Origin of the sequence: Aeoliella fuhlenseeensis (genome assembly GCF_052161615.1) — a bacterium.
GTDB lineage: Bacteria > Planctomycetota > Planctomycetia > Pirellulales > Lacipirellulaceae > Aeoliella.
On sequence record NZ_CP197417.1, the window covers coordinates 101,593 to 114,845 of the forward strand.

Below are 13,253 nucleotides of genomic sequence, written 5' to 3' on the forward strand. Positions count from 1 at the left end.
CGCCCATTGCCGCTTTCGGAAGTTCTCTACCGGTCAAGGAGCTGGTCCCATGATCAAAAAAACCATTGTTACGGTGCTTGCTGTCGGCTTGGTTGCCGGCCTGTTGTTTGGCAGGGATGCCTTTAGTTACCTGAAGACCGGGGCGAACCGCGTGTCAGATGGCGTGAAGAACGCCGTGCCGACCGAGTTTCAGATCGAGCGTGCTCGGCAGATGGTTCGCGACCTGAAGCCGGTGATCGACGATGCCCGGCGAGTGATTGCCGAGGAAGAAGTGGCGCTCGAGCAACTCGACGAGCAAATCGCCGCCTCGGAAGCTAGCAGCGGCAAGCTGCAGGGCGAGATCATGCAGCTTCAAACCGACCTCACGAGCGGCAAGAGCCAGTTCCGCTACGCCAGCCGCAGCTACGACCGAGGCGACGTCGAGCGGAGCCTGAAGAGCAAGTTCGCTCGCTTCAAGGTGGACGACGAAACGATTGCGAGCCTGAGCCAGATGCGCGACGCCCGTGCCGCGAACCTGAATGCGGCTCGCGAGAAGTACGCGGCGATGGTTTCGTCGCAGAAGAAGCTCGAGACCGACCTCAAGTGCCTGGACGCCAAGCGTCAGTTGGTGGAAGTCGCGCAGGCTTCGAGCGACCTGGTGTTCGACGACAGCCAATTGGCTCGCACCAAGCAGTTGATCAACGACATCCGCACCACGCTGGACGTGAAGGCCCGGATTGCCAATGCGAACGTCGACATCGAGACCGAAATCTCGCTCGACCCCGAAGACTCGGCCGACATCACCGACCAAGTGGCGTCGTACTTCAAGATGAACGAAAAGGACGGCAAGATTGCCGAGGTGAGTTACGAAGAGACTGAATGACCAATTCAGAAGGACCAATGACCAATGAGGACGCGCAAGCGATCTTCAACGGTCACTGGATAATGAAGCCACAATGACGAATGACCAATGACCAATGTTGAAGCGCAAGCGATCTTCATTGGTCATTGGAAATTCGGCATTGGTCATTTTTCGTAGCTCGCGTTCCGAACCCTTAACAGATTCTCTCTATGTTTCCTTCCTGGCGAATGCAACTCGGTGAAGCGCGGCGGGCGATCAAGGCGGGTCAGCTGGACCGTGCTTGTGCCATCGTCGAGCAGAAAGAGATCCGCGACTTTCGGCAGGCACGCGAGTTGTCGGCCGAACTGGCGGGGCGCGTGGCGCAGCGGGCTCGCGGGCGGTTCGAGGCGGGTTACTCGCGTGCTGGGTGGAACGACCTGGAGCTTGCCCGGCACATGGCGGGGAGCGACGCGGGGATTGAAGATTTACGACAAGAATATCGCGAGCGTCACATTTGCCGGGCGATTGAGTGCCTGGCCGAGGGACGCACCGCCGCCGCGCAGCAGGAACTTGCCAAGGTCCGCGAGCGCGGGCTAGTGGACCCTGATGTCCGCTGGCTCGAACACGTGACGGCAAAACTCACCGAGGCTGAGCAGCGTTTGGCCGCTGGCGGTAGCAGCGAAGCCCGTCAGATGCTCGACGCGCTCGCTGGCAGTGTGCGGGAGCATACGACCACGCTCGACGCGGGGCCGATTGGTCGCCGCATCGAGAAACTCGCCGCGACGTGTGACGAGCACGTGAACATCGCTAGTCAACTGCACACTTCGGCCGAACGTCACGACTGGCACGACGTGCTGGGGCGTGCCGACCGGATGCTGGCACTCGCGCCGCGAGACCGAGTGGCCCGCGCGGCTCGCCGACAGGCGTGGCATGCCGTGGGTCTCGACGCGACGCACGTGTATCATGGCGGAGGACGGCATCACGCCAGCCTTGCCATGAATGACACGGCCCACGCCGCCCGACCTACTTCGGCTCCCGACGACACCATGACTGGCAGTGCAGCCCCCGAACGAATCATGCTGTGGGTCGACGCCGTGGGTGGCTTCCTGGTTTGCCTCGACGACGAGGTGGTGCTGGGCCAGCCGACTCCCGGAAGTTCGATCGCGGTACCGATCTGCGCCGACCTTTCTCGGCGTCACGCCGTGTTGCGTCGCGACGGCGGGAGCTACACGCTCGACCCGCTGGGAGACGTGACCGTTGATGGCCGTAAACTCACCGGCCCGATGGTGCTGGGGAATCGGCATGTGATTCAGTTGGGGAGCGCCGTCCGAATGGAGTTCACCCGGCCACACGCCCTGAGCGCCACGGCACGACTGGTAATGCTATCGGGCCATCGCACCGAACCCCGTGCGGACACGGTGCTGCTGATGGCCGACAGTTGTCTGCTGGGGCCCAAGTCGCATTCGCACATTGCCTGCCGCCGGTGGGTGGGGGACGTGATGCTGTTCCGCCTGAACGGCCGGCTGCACTGCCGTTCGACGATGGCGATGAACGTCGACGGGGTGGCGGCCGACGGTCCGATGGTGCTGGAAAGCGGCGCGCGGATCGAAGGCGAGGAGTTTGCTATCAGTTTGGAAGAGGTTTAGGGAATTGGGGAGGTCATGGGTGGCTGGGGACGAGTCCTGCGAGCCCCCAGAGAGTGGATGAACCACAGAGAGCACGGAGGAAGGAAGAAGGATGGGACGCCGATTTGCCATCCACTCTCTCGTTTAACGCCCAGCCGTAGGCGCCGGCTACTGGTGCCTCGAAGTTAGCCGGCGCCTACGGCTGGGCGTTAAACGAAAAATGGCGATCGACACTGGGGGCTCGTGGAACTCGACCCCAGGCACCCGGCGAAAATCATTAGGGGAAATTGCCCAAATCTTGCCGCAATTGGGGCAAGGTTGGGTCTTCAAGGGCGAAATGGGAGTGAGAAGCGGTTACACTAAACCCGAGTAACCCAGTCAGCCATGCAAACGATGGACGTACGCACGCCACAACCCGACGACCTGCTCGATCCCGCCGCGGAAGTTGCGGAGCGCGCGCCGGTCAAATTCCTCTACCCGACAGGTAGCCAGCCTCTGGAAGGCTACACCATCAAGCGCGGGGTGGGGCGTGGTGGCTTCGGCGAGGTCTACTTCGCCACGAGCGACGCTGGCAAGGAAGTGGCGCTGAAGCTCATTCGCCGCAACCTGGACGTCGAACTCCGCGGCGTGAAGCACTGCTTGAATCTCAAGCACGTGAACCTGATCGCGATCTACGACATCCGCACCGACTCGATGGGCGACCAATGGGTGGTGATGGAATACGTATCCGGCGAGTCGCTGGAAGAAGCCATCGAACGCCACCCCACCGGCATGCCCAAAGACGAAGTGCTTAAGTGGATGCAGGGCATCGGCGCGGGCGTGGCTTACTTGCACGACCATGGCATCGTGCACCGCGACCTGAAGCCGGGCAACGTGTTCCTCGACTACGACTCGACTGAAGGGGGCACCGTCAAAATTGGCGACTATGGCCTGTCGAAGTTCATCTCGTGCAGCCGCCGCAGTGGGCAGACCGAGAGCGTCGGCACGGTGCACTACATGGCCCCCGAAATCGCCAACGGTCGCTATGGCCGCGAGATCGATACCTACGCCCTGGGCGTGATGCTCTACGAGATGCTCACCGGCCATGTGCCGTTCGAGGGGGAGAGCGTCGGCGAAGTGCTGATGAAACACCTGACGGCCGAGCCCGACCTGTCGAAGCTCGATGCGTCGTACCGCGAGATCGTCCAGCGAACGCTGGCCAAGGATCCGCTGGTCCGCATTGGTAGCGTGGGCGAGCTGCTCGACTTGCTGCCTGACGGCAAGAGCGTCGGCCCGCTACGCCCTAAACAAACCGAAGCCTGGACGGCCCGTCATGCGGCGCCGGATGGCATTGGTGCGTCGCTGCAATTTCCAGACACGTCGGTGCGTGGCAAAGTGCCTCCTCCTTTGTTCCATGGTCAACACGGGGGCAAACAAGGGCCGCACACGAAGCCAAGCGAGGAGCCGCTCCGCGAACCGATCCACGACTACCTCGCCAACATGTGGAGTAGCTGGATCGAGCGCTGGGACGCGTGGCCCGCGCACCCGGTGGCGAAGGCGCTGGTGTTGATGGTGATCGTTGCCGCGCTGGTCACAAGCTTGCCCCGATGGGGGGCTACCGGCGTGTTGGTGCTGGCCGTCTATGGACTGTATTACGCGTTTTGGGCGGTTGCGATTCGTCCGACGCAGATCAAGCGTCGGCAGCGCGAGTCGGTGGCTCGGCAGAACTTTGTCGACTTGCCGCCGAGCGACCGTGTTCAACCCCAACCCGACGCGCCGCCAATGTCGCGTGCCGAGCGTCGCCGCAACGCGGCGATGAAGGCCCGTTACTTGCGTGCGGACTGGAAACAGCGGGTGCATGCCGAGCTGCGTGCGAAGTCGTTCCGCGAGCAACTCTCCGAATTGATCAAGTCGATGGTGATGGCGGGCATCGCGTGCACGTTCCTGTCGCTGCTGGCCGTGGTGGTGGTGGGTGGCAGTTCGGCGAACGAGCGGATCCCACTGCACCTGTGGTTCACGGCCGTCTCGACGTTCATGACGTGGGTGGTGCTAATCACTGGCAAGCTGACCGAAGGACGCTACGAAGACCAAATGCCCATTCGTGTGTGGCAGGGGGTTGGCGGCGCGCTCGTGGGTCTCGTGGCGTGGTGGCTGTCGAGCACGATGATGATTGGCGTGCCGAAGTTTCGCGACGCCGGCATCGAGGCCAACGATAGTTTGATTGCCGAGCTGATGAACAAAGGCGATAGCGACTTCATGGCTAACTACGGCAACTACTTGGTCATGCCCGACTGGGTATGCTCGGTGCTGTACTTCTCGCTGCTGATGCTGGTACTGCGTTGGTGGCGTCAGACGGAGTTCGCCCGCCGGCATCGGCTCAGCATTGTGAGCGTCGGCATTGCGGTTTCGGTCGCGTGGCTTGCCCACCTCGTGTGCTGGTACCCCCAGCCGACGGGCATGGTGGTCGCCGGCATCGTGGCGATCGCCGCGCAGTTCGTGAGTCCTTGGCTTCCTCCTAGCGGTCGTAAAGTGGCCGTCGAATCCGCGAGGGCCGTATGATGTCGATGATATCCGCCTCGGAATTTGGGATGATTCTCATAGCGATGTCGGCGATGGTTGTGCCAGTGATTGTGCTGCTGGTGCTCGGACTTTCGAATCGCCACACGCGTGGTGCCACGAAGGGCGTGGCGATCGCGCTCGGCGTGGTGATTGGACTATTGTTCCTCTGGCGGATGGCGGCGGTGCCGAGCTTTAACCACACCGCTAACCTGGGACAGCAGCGGGCTTTTTTTGAAGATCAGATCGCTACCTTCGATCGGATGGCGGAGGATTTGGAGCGCTCGGTCGATAACGACACGAACCGCCAGATGGCCGACCAGTATCGCCGGCAGGCCCATGAGTTTCGCACGCACCTCAGCACTCTGCACACAGGTACTCCTCAGGCCAACTTCCCCAATGCTCCGAGTTGGGTGGCGGTGTCGCCCTTGGTACTGCTGGTGTTTGGCGTGATCGTGTTCCTGCTGTTTAAGCACGCGGGACCGACGATGGGGTTCGCGGCGCTGGCGATTCCGTTTGTGCTGTTGTTCGTGGGTTACAGCTCGCTGCACGTCCGAGAGGACGAGCAGGTACTCGCCCAAGCTCGAAACCAAATGATGGCGGGGCAGTTCGGTCATCCCATTGATGGCGGCGAAACGGAGACGTTTATTATCTCATCGGATGAGGGAAGCCAATCGCATGGCGAGATTCCGATGGATGGCGAGCAGTCAGATGAGGACGAAACGCTTGAGCACCGCGTCGACGAGTCGCTCGACGCATCTCCAGTAACTCCAGAAGTTCCGGTTCCCGATTGGGTGTCGCACCCGCCGAAGAGCGTGCCGAACGTCTATCGCCGACTAGTGTCGTCGAGCTGGTACCCTTCGGAAGAGGAGTGCCGCACGAAGATCGATCCAAAAATTGAGCAGGCCGTGAGCAATTACCTGCATCAGACGGTGGGCGATCACGGCATGGGGCTGGTGCATTCGCTGCCACAGTTGGGGATTACGCGCGACTTCATTTATGACAACTTGGTTTCGAACGAATACTGTCAAACGGAAGACTTTGAGCACACCGAAAAACCGCTGTCGAATCTTCACTACTTGCTGGAAATCGACAGCGCCAACTCCGACTTCATGGTCGCCCAGTGGCGAGCGCACGCGCGGATGCATCGCATCGCCTGGGTCCGCAACCTGATGGTAGGCGTAATGCTGTCGTTGGCCGGCGTGCTGGGGCTGATCAAGATCGACACGGCGACCAAAGGCTATTACACCAAGCGGTTGTTTATCGGCGTCCCCGCGGCGATAATCGGGGGCGTGATGCTGATCGCGGCAACGGCCGAGTGGTGGGACAGGTACTTCTAGATTCCACCGGCTAAGCCGCGAGCGGCTGCGATGGCCAGTTGAACCTCCCCCTCTCCCCACCGCCGATGCCTAACCCCGACGCCTTACTTGTCGAAGACATTCGCCGCGGAAACGCCGACGCCTGGACACGCCTGATCGACGAGTACGAGGGGCGACTCCTGGCGTTCGTCGAGAGTCGGCTTCGTCGCCGTGCGGCGAGCGAGGACGTGGTGCAGGAGACGTTCGTCGGCTTCCTCACGAGCCTGCCGAACTACGATCCCCGCCGACCGCTGGAGAGCTGGCTGTTCACGATCGCCGCGCACAAGCTGACCGATCACTTGCGCCGCGAAGGTCGCCGGCCGGTGCTGCCACTCTCAAGCACCGAGGGCTCGGACGGCGCGGCGTGGGACCTGCCCGGTAACGCCCGGGCCGCCAGCAGCATCGCCCGTAGCGGCGAGCGGCAAGGCCTCGAAGAGCGGGCCATTTCAGAAGCCATCGCCAGCGAGATCGAGCGGTGGCGCGAACGGGGCGACTGGACGAAGCTCAAGTGCATCGAGCTCTTGTTCGTGCGAGGCCTCGCGAACAAACGTGTGGCCAAGCTCTTGGATATCACCGAACAACAAGTGGCGAACTTCAAGTTCGACTTCCTGGCGAGGCTCAAAACGTTGGTCCGCCGGCAGGAGTTGAGCGACGACGTGTTCCCGGAGCTTTATGACGAGGCGTAAGACTAACCACGAAGAGTTATTAACCACAGAGAGCACGGAGAACGCGGAGAGGGGAAGCTCGTTTAACGCCTAGCCGTAGGGGCCGGCTACTGGTGCCTCGGAGTTAGCCGGCGCCTACGGCTGGGCGTTAAACAAGGTGAAGCAAACCAGAATCACTTCCTGTTCTCCGTGCCCTCGGTGGTTCATCCCCCAATTTAAACATGTCCGACACTTACGAAACTTCTGAACTCGAAGCCTACCTCGACGAGGCGCTGCCGGCGGACGACATGGCGGCGATTGAAGAGGCGCTGCGGACGAGCGATAGCTTGCGCGAGCAGCTCAAGGTGGTCGTGGGGCGGCGGGACGCGGGGATTCATACGATCGGCGCGATCTGGCGCAGGCATCGCTTGAGCTGCCCCCAGCGGACGGAACTCGGCAGCTATTTGATGGGCATCCTCGACGGCGACCAAAGCGACTACATCCGCTTCCACCTCGAAGTAGCCCGCTGCCGCGTCTGCACGGCGAGCGTCGCCGATCTCGAAGCGGCCCAAGCCGCGAGCGACAGCGAAGAAGTCACGGGTCGGCGGAAGAAGTACTTTCAGTCGAGCGTGGGGCATTTGCCGAAGTAGGGGGGAAGCAGGCACTAAAGTTGGCGGCGAGCTCGTCCTAGGCTATGATTGCGATATGGACACCACCACCCAACAAGCGGCCATCATCGGCGAGCTGCTCGACGACTTCACGTCGTCGCTCACGCCGGATGTCGCATTGCGCCTCGCTGGTCTCAAGGCGAGCGCCGCGATGCAGCAGAAGATGAGCGAGCTGGCTCAGAAGTGCAACGAAGGCGAGCTCACCGAATCGGAACAGGCTGAGTACGAAGCCTACGTCCAGGCGGGTAGTTTTTTGGATGTGGTGAAGGCGAAGGCTTCGCAATCAGTAGGCTTCTAAATTTGGGATTCTTGCTATTCGGTCCGCGCTGGATAGTACACGCACCCCCGCCATTTCTCCGGTTCGTCGAAGAACTTTCGATCAAAGAACTGCGTTAGACAGCTCTCCGCCGAAGCCCAGTCGGGCTGCCATTCCTCCATTGCCCAGTCGAGGGATGTATCGGAATTCGGAGCGCTGCGCACCATCTTCCAAAACTCGTCATCGTAACTGACGACCGCTCCCTTCAGGCGAATTGACCCTTTGACAACTATGTCTTCGGCGTCGGACATGTCGTCTCGCTCGCTCGCCTCAAACGACCATTCGATTCCAATACGGCTGCCTTGTATTTCTGCGAATTGGAGTGAGTGGTCGGCCGTCAATTGATGGTAGCCGGAGTAAAAACCTGCGCTATCGTGGGGGAGCAGTTCTTGTTTGGGGTCCAGGTGGGAGATCCGTTTGCCTGAAAGCCCGGCGAAATTGCGAGCTTCTGCGGTGGAGAAGAAGAGATAGGCACTGTAGCAAATGTCATGGGGCTCCGGCTCGTAAGGAAGAACTACCTGTCCCTCTGCCGAAACCTTGATTTCCCATCTTGGCAAGCTGAGGTCAGGATGTAGATGGGCAACAATGCCTGAACTTGAATCAAGCGGAAACTCACCCAACTTGGTTCGAATCGAGGCCAAATTCATCTCAGTTCCTCACGTAACACATTAGGCGAAAGTAACTAGGCCGTGTTGACATTCAGGCCAAGAGGATCATTGTGGCTGCCAGATGCAGCAACGCGAGGTAGTTTCGTGCTGTTTTGTCGTATCGAGTGGCAATGCGTCGGCATTGCTTCAGCTTGGCAAACAGTCGTTCGACTTGGTTGCGTTCTCGATACAGATGCTGGTCGTAAGCCCGCTGCACTTTGCGATTACTTCGCGAAGGGATGATGGCCGTCGCGCCTTGGCGCTCAATGGTCTCTCGTACTTGCTCGCTGTCATAACCCTTGTCGGCGATCACGTGTTCCGCCGTGAGTCCCTCCAAGAGCGGCACAGCTTGAGTAACATCGTGAGTCTGCCCGGGTGTCAGGAGGAGCTTTACGGGATTGCCGAGTCCATCGCAGACCGCATGGACCTTCGTTCCGAATCCACCACGCGATCGCCCAAGTTGCTGATCTCCCCTTTTTTTCGAGCCCCCGCCGCGTGAACGTGGGCCCGAATGATGGTGGCGTCCAGCATCACCCACTCCCAATCCGCCTCTTGAAGAGCGGCGAACACCTGCTGCCAGACCCCCTTCTTCGCCCAGCGGTTGAACCGTTGAAAGACGCTGTTCCACGGCCCAAAACGCTCTGGAAGATCACGCCACGGAGCGCCAGTACGAACGATCCACAGCACAGCATCTAGGAACAACCGGTTGTCCTCCGCACTACGCCCCGGACACCCCACCCGACCCGGCAACAGCTTCTCCACACGCTCCCACTGCTCGTCCGTCAATTCAAAACGTCGCATCTAATCCTCCTCCATGAGGTAACGGTTACTCGCCTACTTTACCCGATCCACCTAGATGCAACATAGGTATGTCAACACGGCCTAGTTCGCTATGCGTGCAATTCGAGCGTATGTTAGCATACGATGAGTATGTATTTTGATTCTCGGTAGCTTCCCATGCAACTCGACGACGAACTCTGTCTCTGCTTCCACGTCACCAAGCGCAAGGTGGTGAACTACCTGCGCATTGAGAAGCCGCGGTCGGCGTCGCAGTTGGCGGAGTGCCACGGGGCGGGGACCGGGTGTGGGTGGTGTCGGCGGGCGCTGGTGAAGTTGTTCGAGGCTTCGCGGGCTGCTAGCGATGCTGGCGACGATCTGCCCACGGCCGAAGAGTACGCTCGCGAGCGGGCTGAGTACGTCCGCTCAGGGGGCGGTACTCCGCCAGCGGGAGCGACGCCGATCGCGTGAGGCAAATTATCTGGTGAGCCGGGTCGTCCTCTACCCCGGACCGCTTGAAGAGGTTTGCGCTAAGCCATTGGCGAACTTTCCGAGGTCGGGGACGACCCGGCTCACTTGAGCTTGCTGCGTTCGCGCGATTTCGGATGGCACTGCTAGCACCGGGTTGTTTTCCCCTTGCTGGTGTCCGAAGGGGTGGATAAACTTCCCCAGTTTTGCCGATCCCAAAGATTTCGTCCCTTTGCTTTTGCATCGACCCAGCAAGGAAGCTCGTCATGCCGTTTGATTCGCAGGCGCTTGTCCACAAGGTTACTCAGCTACAGCACCAGACGGTTGCCCGTTGGCATCACGTCGCGCCGGACAACACCTACGAAGGCTTTTTGCACACGGTTTGCCAGCAGCATCAGTTCAACTTCTTACTGTGGCACGAAGAGGACATCGCTCGCAGCCCCGAGGTGGGGGACGCTCGCATTGCCCAAGTGAAGCGGGCGATTGATGGGTACAACCAAAACCGCAACGACTACATCGAGCGCGTCGACGAGGCGCTGCTCGCCCAGCTCACCGAAGCCGGCATTCAGCCCGTGCCCGGTGCGCGGCTTAACACCGAGACACCCGGTAGCGCGATCGACCGACTGTCGATCATGTCGCTCCGTATTTATCATCTCGACGAGCAACTCGAGCGGACCGACGCCGACGAGTCGCATCGCGAGAAGGTGGCTGAGCGGATCGCTCGTTGCCATTTGCAGCACAAAGATCTTTCGCAGTCGCTGGTGGAGTTGCTGAACGACCTCAAGGCAGGGGTCAAGCAGCTTAAGGTCTACCGGCAGATGAAAATGTATAACGATCCCACGATGAATCCGTATCTGTATCGTGGCGTTCGCAAGGCGGGTTAGGCGTATCCTGGTTGATTGTCTGGGGCCGAGCGCGGCCCGGCTCACTGGGCAGTTCAAGGACGTTTATGAGCACCACCCTCTCCATCAGTTCGACACCGGCTTCGAAGCGCAGCAGAAGCGCGAGCGCAGGGCCGCGGACATTGCCCCTCACGGTGATGCACGCCATCACGCCATCTCGCATGGCGGGAGCCGAGACGTTCCTCGCGCGATTGATGAAGCATGCTCACGGCTCGCCGGTGGCGCATCGCTGCCTGGTGAACCGCGATAGCCCTGCCATTGATGAGCTCCGCGCCGCTGGCGTCGAGTTCCAAGTGTCGGGCATTGGTGGCAAGGTCAACCTGATGGCCGTGGCGCGGCTCGCGACCGCGGCTCGCCGTGCGGGGGCACAAGTGATCGCCTCGCACCTGTCGACCGCCAGTTGGTGGTGTGGTTGGCTCGAACGCTGTGGCGGTATCCCCACGGTGGGGCACGTGCAAGGGTTTACTTCGGCACGTTGGCACCGTGCTCAAACGCATTTGGTGACGTGCTCCGAAGCGGTGAAGGTCGATCTGGTCGAAAAAGGCTTCGCCCCCGAACGCATCACGGCGCTCCACCTGCCCGTGGAACCGGCCGACGTTGCTCCCACGCGGAGTCGTGCGGACGTGCGGCGAGAGTTCGGCGTCGACGAGAACACGCCAGTGGTCGGAACCTTCGCGCATCTGTCGCTGAAGAAGGGTTATCGCGAGCTGATCGTCGCGGCAGACCAGGTGCTGCGCGAGATGCCGAAGGCGCAGTTCTGGTGCTTCGGCGATGGCCCGCTTCGCGAAGAGCTTACCGAAGAAGCGAAGAACCGCGGCATTGCCGATCGTTTTCGATTGATGGGCTTCCGCCGCGATGTGGCGGACATGATGCGGGCCGTGGACGTGATGGCGCTTCCGTCGCACCGCGAGCCGTTTGGGCTTGTGTACGTCGAGGCGGGGCTGTGCGACCGCCCGGTGATTGCTTGCCAAGCTGGCGGCGCGCCGGAGATCGTGGTGCACGGCGAGAGCGGTTTGTTGGTACCGACGCAGTCGCCGCCGGAGCTGGCCGCCGCGATCTTGGAACTCTTAGGCGATCGCACTCGCGCCGAATCGATGGGCCGGCGTGGCAACGAAATCTGCCGGAGCCGATTTAACTGGCCCAAGTACGTTTCCGACATTTCGGAAGTGTACGAACGCGTGGCGGCTTGAGTGGGCGAGCAGTCGGGCGATTCGCTGTAAGATGGTCTCTCACTTCGTGGCGGATCCATCCAGCCAAACGGAGTCGCTTTTCCAAGGCACCGACACGCAGTCTCGCCACCGCGCGTTGATGGCACCCTGCCAGATCGAATCGACTTTGCCCCAGATCCGCGAGTCGCGAATCATCACGGTGGGGCGACCATAGGTGACATCGCGAGTGCCTGTGATGTTGCGGAAGCTCGAGTCCCAGCCGCAGAGGGTTAAGTGGTTGCCCCCGCTCAGCCGAGCGAAGGTACCTTGATAGGTATCCATTTGGGCCTGAATGCCGCCGTCGCAATAGAACTCGATGGGTTCGGGTTCCGCGCAGTCGATCAGCGTAAAGCCACTTCCGGCTTGGGCGTCGAGTTCGGTATTGGAAAGTCGAAAGTAGCCGTTGTTCTTACCGACACCGCCCCCGCCGTTCACCTTCAGCAGCGTGCAGGGTCCGACGATCACGCTCTTGGCGACGGTTAGTTTGCCGCCGCCGTCCATCTCGATCACCGCAGGCATGGCTCCGGCATTCAGTTGGTCGAAATGGATGTTCATTCCCATCGTGTTGACGCCGTGGTAGCCCCTTTTACAGCGCTCCACCCGGAACCACTCGAACCGTAGATTGTCGCAGTTGTGCATTTCGCGCGTCGTGCCGCACTGTACCGCGGTCTCGAGGTCAAATGCGGAAAGCGATCTGAAGAGAATGTTCCCGACGCCGATGCCATTCTCCGATTTGAGAATCACGATGCCCTTGCTCTTGCCGCTGCGATCGCCCTGCAAAACAAAGTCGCCGATGGTGACATCGCTACCCGTAACTTCGAACATGGTTCCGCCCGGTTTTCCGGCCCAGCGGATGAGTGTCCTCGCGCCCACAAAACGAGCGGCGCCCGGTTTGTCGTCGTCGATCGGAAGACCCACCCCTGAACCCACCAGAGTAAGCCCCGACTTGAAGTTCGTGCGAATCGTTTTACTAATCCGCCATTCCCCGGCCGGTAGAAGTAAGGGCTGCTTGCTCAAATGAACGTTGTCGATCGCCCATTGCAGGGCCGCGGTTACGTCTGCCCCGGGCCGTAGCCGCCCCTCTGGTGTGCTGGTCGTGATATCGATCAGCTTGTCCGAGGGCACAGCCGGTAGGTCCAGAATGCTCTGTCCCGGTGAACTGCTTGATAGGATCGTAGCGATCCAGAGGAACGATATCTTCAACCATGGTCGCAGGAGGTAAGTCAACACAGCTCATCCAGACGGGTTCGTGAGGACGCCGTGAGCTTGAGTGCGACACAACCTA

The 13,253-nt window shown here is 60.7% G+C and carries 13 protein-coding genes; 10 read left to right on the forward strand and 3 right to left on the reverse strand.

The window, feature by feature from the left end; all coding sequences use genetic code 11:
• The first annotated feature begins 49 nt into the window (after nt 1-49).
• From SH292x_RS00420 to SH292x_RS00450, 7 genes are all read left to right on the forward strand, one after another.
• Complete coding sequence (locus tag SH292x_RS00420; RefSeq protein ID WP_442483592.1) at nt 50-862, forward strand: hypothetical protein; 813 nt, start codon at nt 50-52, stop codon at nt 860-862.
• A 188-nt stretch (nt 863-1,050) separates the two neighbouring features.
• The gene (locus tag SH292x_RS00425) at nt 1,051-2,466 is read left to right on the forward strand and encodes an FHA domain-containing protein (RefSeq protein ID WP_442483593.1); all 1,416 of its coding nucleotides are present in this window, start codon (nt 1,051-1,053) and stop codon (nt 2,464-2,466) included.
• Between the two features lie 372 nt (nt 2,467-2,838).
• Nucleotides 2,839-4,983 carry a serine/threonine-protein kinase gene (locus SH292x_RS00430; RefSeq protein ID WP_442483594.1) on the forward strand — a complete coding sequence of 715 codons (2,145 nt, stop codon included), beginning with the start codon at nt 2,839-2,841 and terminating at the stop codon, nt 4,981-4,983.
• A 29-nt stretch (nt 4,984-5,012) separates the two neighbouring features.
• Nucleotides 5,013-6,320, forward strand: coding sequence for a hypothetical protein (locus SH292x_RS00435; protein ID WP_442483595.1), 1,308 nt, complete (start codon nt 5,013-5,015; stop codon nt 6,318-6,320).
• A 65-nt stretch (nt 6,321-6,385) separates the two neighbouring features.
• Complete coding sequence (locus tag SH292x_RS00440; protein WP_442483596.1) at nt 6,386-7,024, forward strand: RNA polymerase sigma factor; 639 nt, start codon at nt 6,386-6,388, stop codon at nt 7,022-7,024.
• 200 nt (nt 7,025-7,224) lie between these two features.
• Nucleotides 7,225-7,632: a hypothetical protein gene (locus tag SH292x_RS00445; protein ID WP_442483597.1), complete on the forward strand. Its 408-nt coding sequence runs from the start codon at nt 7,225-7,227 to the stop codon at nt 7,630-7,632.
• 55 nt (nt 7,633-7,687) lie between these two features.
• Nucleotides 7,688-7,948 carry a hypothetical protein gene (locus SH292x_RS00450; RefSeq protein WP_442483598.1) on the forward strand — a complete coding sequence of 87 codons (261 nt, stop codon included), beginning with the start codon at nt 7,688-7,690 and terminating at the stop codon, nt 7,946-7,948.
• Nucleotides 7,949-7,962: 14 nt separating this feature from the next.
• Here the strand turns inward: SH292x_RS00450 and SH292x_RS00455 are convergent, their stop codons facing one another.
• Entirely contained in the window at nt 7,963-8,586 is a 624-nt protein-coding gene (locus SH292x_RS00455; RefSeq protein ID WP_442483599.1) for a hypothetical protein, read from the reverse strand.
• A gap of 79 nt (nt 8,587-8,665) precedes the next feature.
• Nucleotides 8,666-9,414, reverse strand: a protein-coding gene (locus SH292x_RS00460) for an IS5 family transposase (protein ID WP_442483600.1) whose coding sequence is annotated in 2 segments (ribosomal slippage) — nt 8,666-9,087 and nt 9,087-9,414 — 750 coding nt in all. Because the reading frame shifts where the segments join, the coding sequence is not laid out codon by codon here.
• A gap of 156 nt (nt 9,415-9,570) precedes the next feature.
• Here SH292x_RS00460 and SH292x_RS00465 point away from each other — a divergent pair.
• The 3 genes from SH292x_RS00465 to SH292x_RS00475 all read left to right on the forward strand — a co-directional run bounded on the left by SH292x_RS00465 (nt 9,571) and on the right by SH292x_RS00475 (nt 11,950).
• Nucleotides 9,571-9,861 (forward strand): (2Fe-2S)-binding protein, encoded by a 291-nt coding sequence (locus tag SH292x_RS00465; RefSeq protein WP_442483601.1) that lies wholly within the window; start codon nt 9,571-9,573, stop codon nt 9,859-9,861.
• A 263-nt stretch (nt 9,862-10,124) separates the two neighbouring features.
• Complete coding sequence (locus SH292x_RS00470; protein WP_442483602.1) at nt 10,125-10,742, forward strand: DUF4254 domain-containing protein; 618 nt, start codon at nt 10,125-10,127, stop codon at nt 10,740-10,742.
• 65 nt (nt 10,743-10,807) lie between these two features.
• Nucleotides 10,808-11,950, forward strand: coding sequence for a glycosyltransferase (locus SH292x_RS00475; RefSeq protein WP_442483603.1), 1,143 nt, complete (start codon nt 10,808-10,810; stop codon nt 11,948-11,950).
• A 39-nt stretch (nt 11,951-11,989) separates the two neighbouring features.
• On the opposite strand, the gene SH292x_RS00480 is transcribed toward SH292x_RS00475, so the two are convergent.
• Nucleotides 11,990-13,198, reverse strand: coding sequence for a hypothetical protein (locus tag SH292x_RS00480; RefSeq protein WP_442483604.1), 1,209 nt, complete (start codon nt 13,196-13,198; stop codon nt 11,990-11,992).
• Between the last annotated feature and the right edge of the window lie 55 nt (nt 13,199-13,253).

Coding starts and splice junctions, on each gene's coding strand:
- SH292x_RS00420 (WP_442483592.1), top strand. CDS start 50: ATGATCAAAAAAACCATTGTTACGGTGCTTGCTGTCGGCTTGGTTGCC.
- SH292x_RS00425 (WP_442483593.1), top strand. CDS start 1,051: ATGTTTCCTTCCTGGCGAATGCAACTCGGTGAAGCGCGGCGGGCGATC.
- SH292x_RS00430 (WP_442483594.1), top strand. CDS start 2,839: ATGGACGTACGCACGCCACAACCCGACGACCTGCTCGATCCCGCCGCG.
- SH292x_RS00435 (WP_442483595.1), top strand. CDS start 5,013: ATGATTCTCATAGCGATGTCGGCGATGGTTGTGCCAGTGATTGTGCTG.
- SH292x_RS00440 (WP_442483596.1), top strand. CDS start 6,386: ATGCCTAACCCCGACGCCTTACTTGTCGAAGACATTCGCCGCGGAAAC.
- SH292x_RS00445 (WP_442483597.1), top strand. CDS start 7,225: ATGTCCGACACTTACGAAACTTCTGAACTCGAAGCCTACCTCGACGAG.
- SH292x_RS00450 (WP_442483598.1), top strand. CDS start 7,688: ATGGACACCACCACCCAACAAGCGGCCATCATCGGCGAGCTGCTCGAC.
- SH292x_RS00465 (WP_442483601.1), top strand. CDS start 9,571: ATGCAACTCGACGACGAACTCTGTCTCTGCTTCCACGTCACCAAGCGC.
- SH292x_RS00470 (WP_442483602.1), top strand. CDS start 10,125: ATGCCGTTTGATTCGCAGGCGCTTGTCCACAAGGTTACTCAGCTACAG.
- SH292x_RS00475 (WP_442483603.1), top strand. CDS start 10,808: ATGAGCACCACCCTCTCCATCAGTTCGACACCGGCTTCGAAGCGCAGC.